This is a genomic window from Hyphococcus sp. (assembly GCF_965228385.1).
Lineage (GTDB): Bacteria > Pseudomonadota > Alphaproteobacteria > Caulobacterales > Parvularculaceae > Hyphococcus.
The window spans coordinates 962,215-975,998 of the sequence record NZ_OZ245810.1 but is presented as its reverse complement, the minus strand read 5'-3'; the positions used below and the strand labels follow the sequence as shown (position 1 = coordinate 975,998).

Annotated in this window: 15 protein-coding genes; 3 read left to right on the top strand and 12 right to left on the bottom strand. The window is 57.3% G+C overall.

Annotated elements, in window-relative coordinates; genetic code table 11:
• Positions 1–58 precede the first annotated feature (58 nt).
• From prpB to ACQK2Q_RS04495, 5 genes are all read right to left on the bottom strand, one after another.
• Positions 59–970 carry a methylisocitrate lyase gene (gene prpB, locus ACQK2Q_RS04515; protein WP_425408553.1) on the bottom strand — a complete coding sequence of 304 codons (912 nt, stop codon included), beginning with the start codon at positions 968–970 and terminating at the stop codon, positions 59–61.
• Between the two features lie 2 nt (positions 971–972).
• Entirely contained in the window at positions 973–1,488 is a 516-nt protein-coding gene (locus tag ACQK2Q_RS04510; RefSeq protein ID WP_425408552.1) for a DUF421 domain-containing protein, read from the bottom strand.
• A 37-nt stretch (positions 1,489–1,525) separates the two neighbouring features.
• Complete coding sequence (locus ACQK2Q_RS04505) at positions 1,526–1,723, bottom strand: hypothetical protein (protein WP_425408551.1); 198 nt, start codon at positions 1,721–1,723, stop codon at positions 1,526–1,528.
• 6 nt (positions 1,724–1,729) lie between these two features.
• The gene (locus ACQK2Q_RS04500; RefSeq protein ID WP_425408550.1) at positions 1,730–2,161 is read right to left on the bottom strand and encodes a nuclear transport factor 2 family protein; all 432 of its coding nucleotides are present in this window, start codon (positions 2,159–2,161) and stop codon (positions 1,730–1,732) included.
• Positions 2,162–2,517: 356 nt separating this feature from the next.
• Positions 2,518–4,059, bottom strand: coding sequence for an MmgE/PrpD family protein (locus tag ACQK2Q_RS04495; protein WP_425408549.1), 1,542 nt, complete (start codon positions 4,057–4,059; stop codon positions 2,518–2,520).
• A gap of 298 nt (positions 4,060–4,357) precedes the next feature.
• Here ACQK2Q_RS04495 and ACQK2Q_RS04490 point away from each other — a divergent pair, with 298 nt between their 5' ends.
• The gene (locus ACQK2Q_RS04490; RefSeq protein WP_425408548.1) at positions 4,358–5,155 is read left to right on the top strand and encodes a PRC-barrel domain-containing protein; all 798 of its coding nucleotides are present in this window, start codon (positions 4,358–4,360) and stop codon (positions 5,153–5,155) included.
• Positions 5,156–5,176: 21 nt separating this feature from the next.
• Here ACQK2Q_RS04490 and ACQK2Q_RS04485 read toward each other — a convergent pair whose 3' ends face one another.
• Genes ACQK2Q_RS04485 through ACQK2Q_RS04460 form a run of 6 tightly spaced genes read right to left on the bottom strand, consistent with a single transcriptional unit; the run spans position 5,177 to position 9,735 of the window.
• Positions 5,177–6,241 carry an acyltransferase family protein gene (locus tag ACQK2Q_RS04485; RefSeq protein WP_425408547.1) on the bottom strand — a complete coding sequence of 355 codons (1,065 nt, stop codon included), beginning with the start codon at positions 6,239–6,241 and terminating at the stop codon, positions 5,177–5,179.
• 43 nt (positions 6,242–6,284) lie between these two features.
• A complete protein-coding gene (locus ACQK2Q_RS04480) occupies positions 6,285–7,034 on the bottom strand; it encodes a sulfite exporter TauE/SafE family protein (protein WP_425408546.1) in 750 nt (249 codons plus the stop codon).
• Between the two features lie 45 nt (positions 7,035–7,079).
• Positions 7,080–7,550, bottom strand: a complete 471-nt coding sequence (locus ACQK2Q_RS04475) for a thiol-disulfide oxidoreductase DCC family protein (RefSeq protein ID WP_425408545.1) — start codon at positions 7,548–7,550, stop codon at positions 7,080–7,082.
• On the bottom strand, positions 7,547–8,536 hold the full coding sequence (locus ACQK2Q_RS04470; RefSeq protein ID WP_425408544.1) for an acyl-CoA desaturase: 990 nt from the start codon (positions 8,534–8,536) through the stop codon (positions 7,547–7,549). Before ACQK2Q_RS04470 ends, ACQK2Q_RS04475 begins: the two co-directional genes overlap by 4 nt.
• Before the next feature lie 50 nt (positions 8,537–8,586).
• Positions 8,587–9,090 (bottom strand): DUF3429 domain-containing protein, encoded by a 504-nt coding sequence (locus ACQK2Q_RS04465; RefSeq protein ID WP_425408543.1) that lies wholly within the window; start codon positions 9,088–9,090, stop codon positions 8,587–8,589.
• Positions 9,091–9,141: 51 nt separating this feature from the next.
• Complete coding sequence (locus ACQK2Q_RS04460; protein ID WP_425408542.1) at positions 9,142–9,735, bottom strand: GbsR/MarR family transcriptional regulator; 594 nt, start codon at positions 9,733–9,735, stop codon at positions 9,142–9,144.
• A 443-nt stretch (positions 9,736–10,178) separates the two neighbouring features.
• Between ACQK2Q_RS04460 and cysD the strand changes: the two genes are divergently transcribed.
• Together cysD and cysN are read left to right on the top strand one after the other, a co-directional pair.
• Positions 10,179–11,069 (top strand): sulfate adenylyltransferase subunit CysD, encoded by an 891-nt coding sequence (gene cysD / locus ACQK2Q_RS04455; RefSeq protein ID WP_425411121.1) that lies wholly within the window; start codon positions 10,179–10,181, stop codon positions 11,067–11,069.
• A 1-nt stretch (position 11,070) separates the two neighbouring features.
• Entirely contained in the window at positions 11,071–12,975 is a 1,905-nt protein-coding gene (gene cysN / locus ACQK2Q_RS04450; RefSeq protein ID WP_425408541.1) for a sulfate adenylyltransferase subunit CysN, read from the top strand.
• Positions 12,976–12,996: 21 nt separating this feature from the next.
• On the opposite strand, the gene ACQK2Q_RS04445 is transcribed toward cysN, so the two are convergent.
• Positions 12,997–13,779, bottom strand: coding sequence for a MauE/DoxX family redox-associated membrane protein (locus ACQK2Q_RS04445; RefSeq protein WP_425408540.1), 783 nt, complete (start codon positions 13,777–13,779; stop codon positions 12,997–12,999).
• Positions 13,780–13,784: the final 5 nt, after the last annotated feature.

Genomic DNA, 13,784 nt, shown 5'->3' with positions numbered 1-13,784 from the left:
TAAAACATAGCGAGCGACGCCAGGGTTCGTGAAACAGCTCCGCACTGAAAGTTTGCGCCTACTCAACGGGCGTATCTCCCACTTGGAAGTTATAAATCGACTCGTCGAATTTGTTGTATTCATGATAACGCAGCAAATCATACAGATCGCGGCGATGCTGCATTTCATCGAGAATGCCGTTCTGGTCTCCGTCCCGCAAAATAGCGTCAAGCCCGCGATCGCAGGCGCCCATGGCGAGCCTTAACGTTGTGACCGGATATATGACGACGTTAAAACCAAGGTCTTCAAGCTCTTTTTTGTTCAGCAGACGCGATTTTCCGAACTCGGTCATATTCGCCAGAATCGGAACGTCCAGCGCCGCCCTGACCGCTTCGAATTCCTTTTCGGATTTCATGGCTTCGGGAAAAATCATATCAGCGCCGGCGTCCACATAGGCTTTCATCCGGTCGATTGACGCCTCAAGCCCTTCCACGGCGCGCGCATCCGAGCGCGCAATCAATACGAAATTCTCATCGCGCTTGGCTTCCGCCGCAGCTTTCACGCGCTGGATCATCGTTCCGGTGGGAACGATTTCCTTACCGTCGAGATGACCGCACCGTTTCGGCATCACCTGGTCTTCAATATGACAACCGGCCAGTCCCGCCTCTTCCATGGCGCGAATCGTCCGCGCGGCCGCCATGGGTTCGCCAAAGCCCGTATCAATATCGATAAAGGCGGGCAGATCCGTGACATTTGCGATCTGACGGCCCCGATCGACAAACTCCGTCATGGTTGCAATGCCGATATCCGGCAAGCACAGATCCGCCGCCATCACGGCGCCCGAAATGTAAACGCCGTCAAACCCTTTCCGCTCGATCATCTGTGCACAGAGCGGATTAAAAGCGCCCGGAAATTGTAAAAGCTTTCCGGAGGCAAGACCCTTGCGGAATTCGGCGCGTTTTTCAGTTGCGGATTTTTTCGTGAACAGCATTCTTACTCCTTTGCGGGCGGAACGACATCACAGTCGCCTGTTTCTGATTTTGCAATTACGCTGATGGCGCCGTCGGTTTCGAGGACCATGGCGGCCACTTCGCTCGTGACGCCAATCGATGCGTTGCGCATGGCTGCGTCGAGTTCTGATTTGTTGACTCTTTCTTCGCGCATGGCGCCTTCCAGATACTCGCCATTGCTGAACAGGAGGCGCGGTTCCGCCTTGACGATATCGCTGAATGTTTTCGACCGAACAGACGTCCAGGTTACCGCAAATTGCAGGGCGATCAGAACGATTACGGCGGTCAGGCCGCGAACGATCGACGTGTCGGAGGATAAAAGCATCGTTGCAAGTATCGACCCGAAGGCGATGGTGACGATGAAGTCGAACATGTTCATTTTCGACAGGGTGCGCTTGCCGGAGATCCGCAACAGAACAACGATGCCGATATAACCGGTGACGCCAATGATGGCCGTCCTGGCGACCTGGCTCCAATCTGCTACAAAAAGATCGTTCATGACCGGAACAGTATCCTGCGATTTTCAATCCCGCCGCCTATGGGCGTTGGTCGATCTTGTCGTTTTCCGCACCCGCGTCCTTCACCCGCCAATAGGCGCCAAGGCCCAGCGCCAGCGCCAGGCCGATCCCCGCGAGAACGCCAATCACCAGCCCCGCCAGCAGGAAGGCGACGGCGCCGCCAATAATCAGGCCGCCAAGCGCGACGATAAAAGCAGTCTTCAATTTACCCTTCATGGCCGCCTATCCTTTCAGCACGTCCAGCTTGCCCTCCAGCCGGGCGCCCATCGCCTGACCGAGCGCCATGAGGCCGGAGGCCGGGCGGATCATCACCTCGAACTCAGAGATCAGCCCGTCTTCATCAAAGCGAATGAAATCGGCGCCTTTCAGTTCCTTGCCGGCCACATGGGCGCTGAACTCCAGCGCGACGCTCTTGCCGTCTTCAGATACGAATTCCCGGTAATATTTAAAGTCTTCGAAAACATTCATCACTGTATTGAGAACCAGCGTCAGCGCCTCCCGGCCGTGATAGGGCGTATGCGCCACGGGCGAGCGGAACACTACATCCTCGCGGGCGATCTCGCCGACCTTTGAAAGTTCGCGTGCGGCGACCATTTCATGCCAGCGGGAAAGGGTTTCATTGATAGGATTCAGATTGCTAGTCACGGCTTTCATTACCTATATCGCATTGAGCGCTCCCTATCCTACCAAGAACGAGCATGTTCATTTCGCAATTGGACATCTGAAAGGACATTGCGGTCATCATTGGCGCACCCCAACCAATTGCGGCGACTGCAAATCCGGCCGCCCAATTTAGAAGAAATGCTGAAGACAATTCTTTTAATCTAGTCACATTGGTTAGATTGACAAAAAACCTTAGTCCCACCCAAACAGCCTTAAACCAGAAGAACACGAAGAGCGGAACACAAATGATAAGGCTGAGTGATCGGAGGGCCGTATAGGTCCAACTATCTGAAAACTGTAGCCAATGGCTCAGCCAACCCGGATACGGCTCATCCAACATATGTGCGCTAGAAAATCCCATTCGCCTGATTTTCGACCAGATAGCCTTTTGGCGCCGCGGGGTTCAGTTGTTTTACCTGCTCTGCGCTCAGATTCGGCAATTGCTGCACGAGATCGAGGAACCTTTCGCTTTCCGCCTTGTCGAGAATATCGTCGGTGAGCGTTTTGAACTTCTTGATGTATTCGGGCCGCGCGAAAGGCCGCGCGCCGAACGGGTGCGCATTGGCGATGCCGAGTTCATCAATCAGTTCCGAACCATCTTCGAAGGTCACCACGACTTTTGCGCCGAAGGCTTTTTCGTTGGGGTCCTGCGAGTGGTAACGGCGCGTCCATTCCGGATCTTCCGTCGTCGAGATTTTATGCCATAGGCGCACCGTGTCTTCGCGCTTGGCGCGTTCCGGCGCATAGGATTTCACATGGTGCCACTCGCCGTCCTGCAGGGCGACGGCGAAAATATACATGATCGAATGATCCAGAGTTTCGCGGCTGGCGTTCGGGTCCATCTTCTGCGGATCGCCCGCGCCGGTGCCGATAACGTAATGCGTATGATGCGACGTATGCAGAACGATAGATTTCACCTTGTCAAAGCCGCCGCGTCCTTCGATTTCCTTGCCCATGCGGAACGCAAGATCGATCAGCGCCTGGCTCTGGTATTCCGCCGAGTGCTCTTTCGTGTAGGTCTCAAGGATCGCGCGTTTCGCCTCGCCATTGCCCGGCAGCGGCACCTGATAGGTCGGCTCATAGGGGCTGTCGCCCTTGTCGCGCGCCGTCCGGCCGTTGAGGATATAGGCGATCACTGAATCCTCGCCTTCATAAATCGGGCTCGGCGCGCCCTCGCCGCGCATGCAGCGGTCTACAGCTTCGATCGCCAGCTTGCCCGCATAGGCCGGCGCAAACGCCTTCCATGTGGAAATTTCGCCCTTGCGCGACTGGCGCGTGGTGACTGTCGTGTGCAGACCCTGCTGGACAGACTGGTAAATAATCTCCGTATCAAGACCAAGCAGCGTTCCGACCGCCGCCGATGCAGAGGGGCCAATATGCGCGATGTGATCGATCTTGTGTTCATGCAGGCAAATGGACTTTACGAGATTGACCTGAATTTCGTATCCCGTTGCTATGCCGCGCATCAGCGCCGCGCCATCCTTGCCGCATTGCTGCGCCACCGCCAGCACGGGCGGGATGTTGTCGCCGGGATGAGAATAATCCGCCGCCAGAAACGTATCGTGGAAATCAAGTTCGCGCACCGCGGTGCCGTTCGCCCACGCCGCCCATTCAGCGCAGACCGTATGATCGGCCGGCAAGCCGAACAGCGTCGCGCCGCCTTTACGCATATGCGCATTCGCCATGGCCCGTGCGGATTTGATCGGCCCCCTGTTCAAGGATGCGATCCCCACTGACGCATTGTCGATGATCCGGTTAATGATCATATCCGCCGCCTCGTCGTCTACGGCGACCGGGTCAGCGGCGACAGCGGCGATTTTCCAGGCGAGCTGGTCTTCGCGCTTCAGATTATCCTTTGAGCGATGGGCGTGAACGGCATGGGTTTGCATGAATTATCCTCGAGGTTTTCGTGATCGGCGTTTTCGTGATCGGCGGGGCGCGTTTGCCGGCGGCCCGGAAATACCGGCACTGTCTGGCGCGCCTGCGACAAGCTGTCAAAGAAAACGCCCTGGGGAAAACGGCGTCATAACGCCTCTGGAAAACTTATTGTTTATTTACAGTGGGTTATGAGAATTTGTCAATTGTCCTGATGCGTTCTCTATCCGCCCGAAATCGCGGGAAAGCCTGAAACCAACCCGCAAAAACCGTGTTTGCCGGATAAGCAAAATAACAAAGGCGGGACCAGACATGAAAAAGTATTTGTACGGCCTTCTGGCGGCATCTTTGAGTGTTGGATTAAGCGCGTGTGCGGACGATGAAAGCACGGCCAACGAACCGAAACCGGGCGATATCGCCGAAGAAGCCGCTGATGAAACCGGCGAAGCCATTGAGGACGCCGGCGAGGAGCTTTCCGCAGCTGTGGACACCGCCGTACGTGAAACGGCGAATTTCGCCGAGAATGAGCTGTCGCAATCAAATGCGCGCGGCTTTACGGCACGTAATGTCATCGGCGCGACGGTGCGCGACGCATCCGGCGAGTCGCTGGCGATCATTGACGATTTGTTGTTCTCCAATGACCGGCAATTGCGTGCGGTGGTTATCCGCGACGGCGCGTTCATGGGGCTTGGCGGCGACAACGCCGTTATCAGCGCCGACCGTTTTCGCTTTGGCGTCGCCGGCAATGGCGAAATGATTATCAGCGCCGAGGTGAATGACGGCGATCTGCGCCAGATGACGGAATCGCTCGCCTTCGAGCCAACCGACGGCGTCATAAATCCCGGCAATCTGTTGAGCGTCAGGGAATTCCTCGACCGCCCGATCGTCAACGCCAATGGCGATGAGATCGCCGACCCGTTCGACATTCTTTACGGGGATCTAGGCCAATGGCGCAGTCTGATTGTTTCCGTCGGCGGCGTCGGCGCCATCGGCAACAGGCTGGTCGAAATCAATCCCGCCCTCGTCCGGCTTGACGCCTCATCCAGCAAGCTGCTTCTGGACGATTCCGCACCCGATCTCGACGCCCTGTCGACATTTGAATATCGCTAGGCGAGGTTCATCATCCACTATTTACTGGCGGGCGATCATCAGGGTCAGCCCGCCGGCCGCGCCGATAACAATCAGACCGTAGGCGATAATGGCGGCCGCCCGGCCGCGACTGTCTGTATACATCCGCGACCTGCGCTTTCGCACCTGTTCGTCGATCAGAAGATACAGCACCGACGCGGCGGCGATGTTTATGATCGCGCCTGCGACAACCCCGGCGCCGCGCTCGACAAATTCGAACCGCTGCACGATTTCATGGGATACAAAAATTCCAATCCAGTGATTAAGATAAAGCGGATACGAGATGCCGCCGGCGAATACGCCTAACTGATGTTTCGGCCCGGGGCGCGCCAATAACAGGACAATGAAGACCGCTGCAGCGGGCGCCATAAAATTATAGAATTCCGGCGCTTTGACGTATCCGGCGATCAGCACGATGAGACCAAGGCCCAAAACAGCGACGGCGGCAGGCCTCAAATGCCAGTCGCCATAACGCCGCTGAACCGAGACCGCCGCAACGCCAAGCGCGATGGCGCCGTAGAAAGTCTGGAATGCAACCGCCAGAACGGCGATCGCCGCCCATAATACCGGCGCCGGGCCGAAACGCACAAACAGGATGATGAGCGGCGCAAAAAGATAGAACTGTTCCTCAACGCTCAAACTCCAGAAATGATTGGTCGTGCCCTGCAGCGGTAAATCATTTTGAATCTCCAGAATTCTGGTGGAGATGAACCAGTTATGCGTATAGGTCAGATCGTAAAACAGATATTCGAGCCAGTTGAAATCCAGCGGCTCCTTTAACAGGCTGACCGCGAACACCAGCGCGACGGCGAAATAATAGGGCGCCCAGATGCGCATCGCGCGATTGAAATAAAAGCGCGGCAGGTTTTTGCGCTCGCTGTCGATCAGGATGCCGCCAATCAGCCAGCCGCTCAGGGCGAAAAAGACCTGCACCGCGAAATTGGCCGCGCGCCCGTCCGGCAAGACGCCGTCATGGGCGAGCGCCACCGCCATCGCGAGGATCAATCGCAGCCAGTCAAAGGCGGGAAAATAAATATTCGCCGCAGGATCCTGTTTCGCGCCAGACATATATGGTTCGCCGTCCCCCGGGAAATACGTTTTTTTACGCGCTCTAAAAAAACATGAGCTTCACCGCCATGGCGGCCAGCGCAAGATAAAAGACTTTCTTTATCAAATCCTCACCGCGGGTAACGGCGGCGTTCGCCCCCAGCCAGCCGCCGGCGGCGTAGCCAAGGCCCAGCGCAACGCCCAGTCCCCATTCGATTTCAACCTGCGCCGCGAAAACCGCGAGCGCCACCACGGAGAACACCAGCGCGACAAAAACCTTGTGCATGTTGGCGCGCACCAGATCGAGCCCCATGACGCGGTTCAAAATGGGAATCTGGATCAGTCCCACGCCGATCTGAATGAACCCGCCCCAGAAGCCCGCGCCCACGAACAGAAGATGCCCGAGCAACAGATTTTTCGCTTTTCCTTCGGCTGGCGCGCGTTTTTGTCCCGCCCCCGTCATCATGATAATCAGCACGCCCACCATGATGAGCGCCAGCGTGCGCTCGAACCATACGCCTTCAAGCCGGACGCCTACATTGGCGCCGAAAAACGCGCCAAACGCCGCACAGGCGGCGAGCGATGCGCTGAGTTTGAAATCGGAAAACCCTTTTCGGAAAAAGCCCGTAACGGCGGCGATGTTCTGGGCGATGATGCCGATGCGGTTTGTACCGTTCGCGACAGGCCCCGGCAGGCCGAGAAAGACCATGACCGGCACGGCGAGGATCGAGCCGCCGCCCGCCATCACATTGATCCAGCCCGACGCCAGTCCCGCGACGAAGAGCAAACCCGCCTTGAATACATCAATTTCCATGAACGCGCCCATACGCCAGTTAGGGGCAAGGCGCCAGCGCAAGACTTAAGGATGCGACAAGAAGCGGTTCCTCATTTGCGCATCGGGCGCGAAGCACCGGTCGCGTTCGCCGAACCAGCCGATGCGGTTGCGCTGAACGAAATCGTAAATGGCGTCGCCGATGAAATCCGGAACGAGCCGGCCGGCGGCGCCGAGCCATTTCCACGGCGCCGGCATCAGCCGCGCCGCCTTGCATACGCCCCGCCAGCGAAGATGCGGAACGCCGTCCGCCAGCACCATGAAGGTGTCGAAGGCGTCAGGATCAAGCGCGTAATGCCGATAAAGCGCGCGCGGCAAAGCATCCTGAATAACCGCGAACTTCGTATCGCCTTGCGGATCGCGACGCATCATGAACGTAACGCCGGAAGAACATAAGACGCATTCGCCGTCGAAGATGATCAGCGGGAGCGTGTCGTCGAAGGACGGGACGTTGGGGTCGGCTTTGTAGCTGTATGGTTCATGAAGCTTGTTATTCATTGCGCGCGACCGAAGGTACGCCGCCAGATCAGCTTTCGAAGCTGGCATATTTTCCATCCGCGCCCGTTGTCAGGAAGGCGCACCACTTCTTTGCGCGGCGCCATATTGGCCGGCGTTTTGATATTCCAAGCGAGGCCCATCCGTTCGAGCAGTGAGATAAACCACCAACCGGGATCGGGCTGACCGGGAAAGAGCCCGATTTTCGCCGAACCTGGAAACGCATGATGATTATTGTGCCAGCTTTCTCCCATGCTGATGAAACCTGCGATTTTAACGTCCCGCCCCTGAACGCTGGCGTTCTCAACACGCCATGACATGGCGTCATTCGTTTCGCGATATTCGTGATGCGCAAAATGTCCCACAAGCCAGTGACCCGTAACGCTCACGCAAACGCGTAGCGCCACTCCCCAAATAACGTAACTCCAACCGCCCATAAAATAGAGCGCCAAAGCCAGCGGCGCCTGTTGCAGCATCCATGTTCTCTCCATCCAGCGATAGACTTTGTCGCGCTGTAAACGATCTTCAAGCACGAAACCTGGCGGTTGATCGAGTTCGATGTCACAATGGACCTGCCAGAAATAATCAAGAAATATTTCCCGTCGATGACACAGGTAATCATGGCAAACTTTTTGCCGCTGCGCCCAATCGCGAAGGTCATGCTGACGCATCATGCCAAAGGGACCGGCCATGCCGACCAGCACGCCGAGATAAACGAGCACATACTCAAGCCATAATGGACAGGAAAAACTGTTGTGAATGAGCCGCCTATGCATGCCGACGGAATGGCCTGCGCAAAGCGTGACGCCAGTTAAAAACAGAAATAACGCCAGCGCGCTCCAGCTGAACGTTGATGGCGCAAGGCTGAGGCCAGTCGCCGTCATGAAAGTGATCCAGATGGATTTTTTCGGCGCCCAAATCACTTTACCTGCGCCGGGATCTGACGCGCCTAACCCTACAATTCGTTCAGACCCTTTCACGATTTGCATAACTGATCCCCTCTAACTCTTTGTACAGAGATGATTCATAGCATCGCAAGTTATTTCGCCACCCCCACAATCGCGATTAGAAAAGCAAGCTCGATCAGGACCGTCAGCGGCAGACGCACGGCGAGATACCATTCCGGCGCGCCGGACCCGCGCCGCGTGGCCTTGAGGTCGTCCACAAGCAATAAGGCGGCGAGCGCCATGATGACGGGAAACTTCCAGAAGACCCCGCCCGCGGGCGCAAACAGCGGCATCGCTGCGGCGAGCGGGAGGACCGCGCCGAGGAGCGCGCGCGATGTGGGCCCGCCCGCTTTCATGATGGCGACGCCCCAGCGGACGCCGCCGAAAAAGACGATCAGCGCCGCGCCGTAAACGGTCATAAGGTAAGCGGCGATGGACGTTGTTTCGCGGTCGCCCCCGACAATAACCAGCGCCGCAGCGATGAGCGGCGCGGACGCCAGATAGGCGAGCATTTGCGCCGCGCCGGTGTTGACTGAACTTTTCGTAGCCGGCGTTTCATGTAGGCCGTTGTCCAGAACGCGCGCATCATAAGCCATGCCTCAGTCTCCTTTGCTATCTCCGTTCATTCCGGCGGAAGCCGGGATGCATCACCCGCCTTTTCCTTCCTTCTTTTTCAGAAACAGCTTCAAAAGATCAACAGCTTTCGATCCCATACGGATTAATGGCAGCAACGTTTCTTTCGGCGTCGACTTCACCTGACCGTACCAGCCGTCGAGCACATCCATGAGTTCCTTGATGTCGCTAAGGCGCTTGACGGCAATTTCATTCGTTTGCGGATCGCCGCGCGCTTCATCGAGACAATGGCTGAGGACCGATTTCGCCGGATCGATCTCGCGCGCCTTGCGCATCTCGATAATGCGGAAGACCATTTCCCAGACGTCGCCCTCCGCTTCGAAATGATCGCGACGGTCGCCGCGGATCGGCACGCGCCGCACCAGGTCCCAGGCCACAAGGTCTTTCAGCGACGTGGATACATTCGAACGCGCCATGCCCAGGAGGCCGGCAATCTCCTCGGCGTGCAACGGGCGTTCCTGGACCAGCAGCAAGGCGTGGATCTGCGCAACGGAACGGTTGACGCCCCAGCTCCCGCCCATGTCGCCCCAGTGAAGGATGAACCGCTCCATCGCCGGGCTGAAGGACGCGGCGCTGACAGCAGGGTTTGTTTCACTAATTTCTGTCATGACAGAAATATCCGAATTCACCGGCCGGAACGCCATAGGGCGCCTTGCCGCAGCTAAGCAGTATCGTTGATCGTGGGCATGATCCCACTTATTGGGGCAGGGTTTCTAATTTCCGGTTGCAAATTCAGCAAAAATATGATGGGAAGCGCGGATTGGCGCAAACTATTTGTGGGACATTTCCCAAGATGACAGAAATCGACACCTTACTGACGCGCGCGAAAGCTGTGGCCGAGGCCTCCGGGCTGACCCTGTCGACCGTCAGCCGCAAGCTGTTCAATGACGGCAAAACCATCGCCCGGCTTCAGGATGGCGGGCAATGCACCCTGAAAACCCTGGAAACAGCGCGCGCGCGCCTGACGGATCTCGAGCGCAAGGCGCATACGCCGGCCGGCCCCGCCCCGGCGCAGGCGCCGAGCGACGCGGATCTCGTATCGCCGATCGCCATGACGCATCTCGACCGGCTTGAAGCGGAGGCGATCCACATCATGCGCGAGGTGGCCGCCGAGGCAGAAAATCCGGTGATGCTCTATTCCGTCGGCAAGGACTCCGCCGTGATGCTGCATCTGGCCGTCAAGGCGTTCTACCCGTCAAAGCCGCCCTTCCCGCTGATGCATGTGGATACGACCTGGAAATTCCGTGAAATGATCAAATTCCGGGACGAGACCGCCGCGCGTCTCGGGCTCGACCTGATCGTTCATATCAACCAGGAAGGCGTTGAACAGGGCGTCGGCCCCTTCACCCATGGCAGCCAGGTCCATACGGACATCATGAAAACGCAGGCGCTGAAACAGGCGCTGGATAAATATAAGTTTGACGCAGCCTTCGGCGGCGCCCGGCGCGACGAGGAAAAGTCCCGCGCCAAGGAGCGTATTTTTTCATTCCGCTCGGCCGGCCACCGGTGGGACCCGAAAAATCAGCGTCCTGAGCTTTGGAACATTTACAACACGCGCATCGCGCAGGGCGAGTCCATTCGCGTATTCCCGCTTTCCAACTGGACCGAGCTGGATATCTGGCAATATATCTATCGCGAAAGCATTCCGATTGTGCCGCTCTATTTCGCCGCGAAACGCCCGGTCGTCAATCGCGACGGGGCGCTGATCATGGTCGATGACGACCGCATGCCGTTGAACGGCGACGCGCCGGCGGAAGAAATGGTGCGGTTCCGGACGCTGGGCTGCTACCCCCTCACCGGCGCCGTCAAATCGACCGCGGCGACATTGCCCGAAATCATTCAGGAAATGCTCATTGCACGAACTTCCGAACGGCAGGGGCGAGTCATCGATCACGACCAGTCCGCCTCCATGGAAAAGAAAAAGCAGGAAGGGTATTTCTAGAATGTCCGCTGTCGCACTCAACGCATCCGACGACGTTATTGAATATCTCGCCGCGCATGAGAAAAAATCCATGCTGCGTTTCATCACCTGCGGCAGCGTCGATGACGGCAAGTCGACCCTGATCGGCCGGTTGCTGTACGATTCAAAACTGCTTTACGACGACCAGATTTCCGCGCTCGAAAGCGACACCAAGAAACACGGCACGCAAGGCGAGAAAATCGATTTCGCACTGCTGGTTGACGGCCTCGCCGCCGAACGCGAACAGGGCATCACAATCGATGTAGCCTATCGTTTCTTTTCAACGGAAAAGCGCAAATTCATCGTCGCCGATACGCCGGGCCATGAGCAGTATACGCGCAACATGGCGACCGGAGCGTCGACCGCCGATCTCGCGGTTATTCTCATCGATGCGCGGAAGGGCGTTCTTACGCAAACGCGCCGGCACAGCTATATCGTCTCCCTGCTCGGCATCCGTCATGTGGTGATCGCCATCAACAAGATGGACCTTGCGGATTATGCGCAGACGACGTTTGACCGCATTGAGGCGGACTATCGCGAATTTGCGAAAGATCTGGGGTTCGAAACCATCACCTGCATCCCGATGTCGGCGCTGGAAGGCGTGAACATCATCAAAAAAAGCCGCGAGACGCCCTGGTATAAGGGAAGCGCGCTTTTGCCCTATCTTGAAACGATCAAGGTTCGCGGCGCGCTGGCGGAAAAACCGTTTCGCCTCCCCGTTCAATGGGTCAACCGGCCGAACCTCGACTTTCGCGGGTTTTCCGGAACAGTGGCGTCGGGCGCGGTGCGCCCCGGCGATGAAATCGTCGTCCTGCCGTCAGCCAAACGCTCAACCGTTAAATCCATCGTCACCATGGACGGCGAACTTGACGAAGCCGGCCCTGATATGGCGATAACGCTGACCCTCGAAGACGAAATCGATATTTCCCGCGGCGACATCATCTGCGCGGGCAAGGCGCCGGCTGAACAGACGGACCAGTTCGCCGCGCATCTTTTGTGGATGTCGGACGATGTGTTGTTTCCCGGCCGTCAGTATCTGATGAAAACGGCCAACCGCATTGTTCCGGTGACGATCACCGAGCTGAAACACAAGGTGAATGTCAACACGCTGGAGCATATGTCCGGCAAGACGCTCGAATTGAATGAAGTCGGATTTTGCAATTTTAACGCGGCGGGCCCGATTGCATTTGACGCCTATGCGGATAACCGGCGCACCGGCGGCTTTATCCTGATCGACCGGCGCTCGAACGCCACCATCGGCGCCGGCATGGTGGACTTTTCGCTGCGGCGCGCCAAAAATGTTCACTGGCAGGACCTTGACGTCAACAAGCCTGCGCGCGCCGGCGCCAAACATCAGCGGCCCTGCGTTTTATGGTTCACCGGGCTTTCCGGTTCCGGCAAATCGACTGTCGCCAATCTCGTGGAAAAAAGGCTGCATGATATGGGCCGCCACACTTATACGCTCGACGGCGATAATGTTCGCCATGGCCTCAACAAGGATCTTGGCTTTAAAGACGCCGACCGGGTCGAAAATATCCGCCGCGTTGGCGAGACGGCGCGGTTGATGGTCGATGCGGGGCTTATTGTCCTCGTCTCGTTTATTTCGCCTTTCCAGAGCGAACGCCGCCTTGCCCGTGAGATGCTGGAAGACGGAGAATTTATCGAAGTTTATATTTCCACGCCGCTGGAAGTGTGCGAGCAGCGCGATGTCAAAGGCCTTTACGCCAAGGCGCGGCGCGGGGAAATCAAGAACTTTACCGGCATTGACAGCGATTACGAAGCCCCGGCGCGCGCGGAACTTGATCTTGATACGTCGGAAATCGCGGCGGAGGCGGCTGCGTCGCGCATTGTGGAGTATCTGCAGGAAAACGGCTATCTCGACGCGTGATATGCGGGAGGTGTAAGCGGGTTAAAGAATTGCCGGCTTCACCAGCATCCAAATCCCCATCATCACCATCATGACATTTTCCGTCAGCGAAATCGCGCCGAGCGGCACGTTACTGTCGCCGCCGACACATGCGCATTTCAAATCCCGTTTATCGACATAGACCGCCTTGACGACAGACGCTGCGCCGACCGTACCGATAAAAATCGCCAGCGGCGAGGCGAACCAGAGAAACGCGCCAGCAACCATCAATACGCCCGCAAACGCCTCCGCAAAGGGATAAAAATAGGCGTAGCGCACATAGCGCTGCGCCAGCAAATCATAGCCGAGGAACTGATTGGTGAAGCTGCTGAGGTCGCGCAGCTTTAACACCGCGAGAATGCACATGCTGACGGCAATGAACCATTCGATGGTTCTGATACGGAAGATATCGCCAAACGCCGCCCAGGCGATCGCCGCCGCCATCAGGGCCGCCACGGAAAACACCGCTATGATTGGCTCGTAGGTTGTATCGCTTTCGTTTTTCGGCGCCGATACGCCCAGATGTTCTTTTACCGCATCGTATCCGCCGATACGCGCGCCGTTGATGAAAACCTGCGGCGTTGTTTCAACATGATGCTCCTGTTTGAACGCATCCGTCGCCGCGCGCGTTTCAAGATGATGGTCTTCAACCTCGAACCCTTGCCTTTCCAGCAGCGCCTTGGCTTTCAGCCCGAATGGGCAGATATGCTCCGGCATGACCATACGATAGAGTTTCGCGTGTTTTGTTGAGGTCGCGGCGTCAGTTTCGGCGGCGGCGGCGATCATCGCTG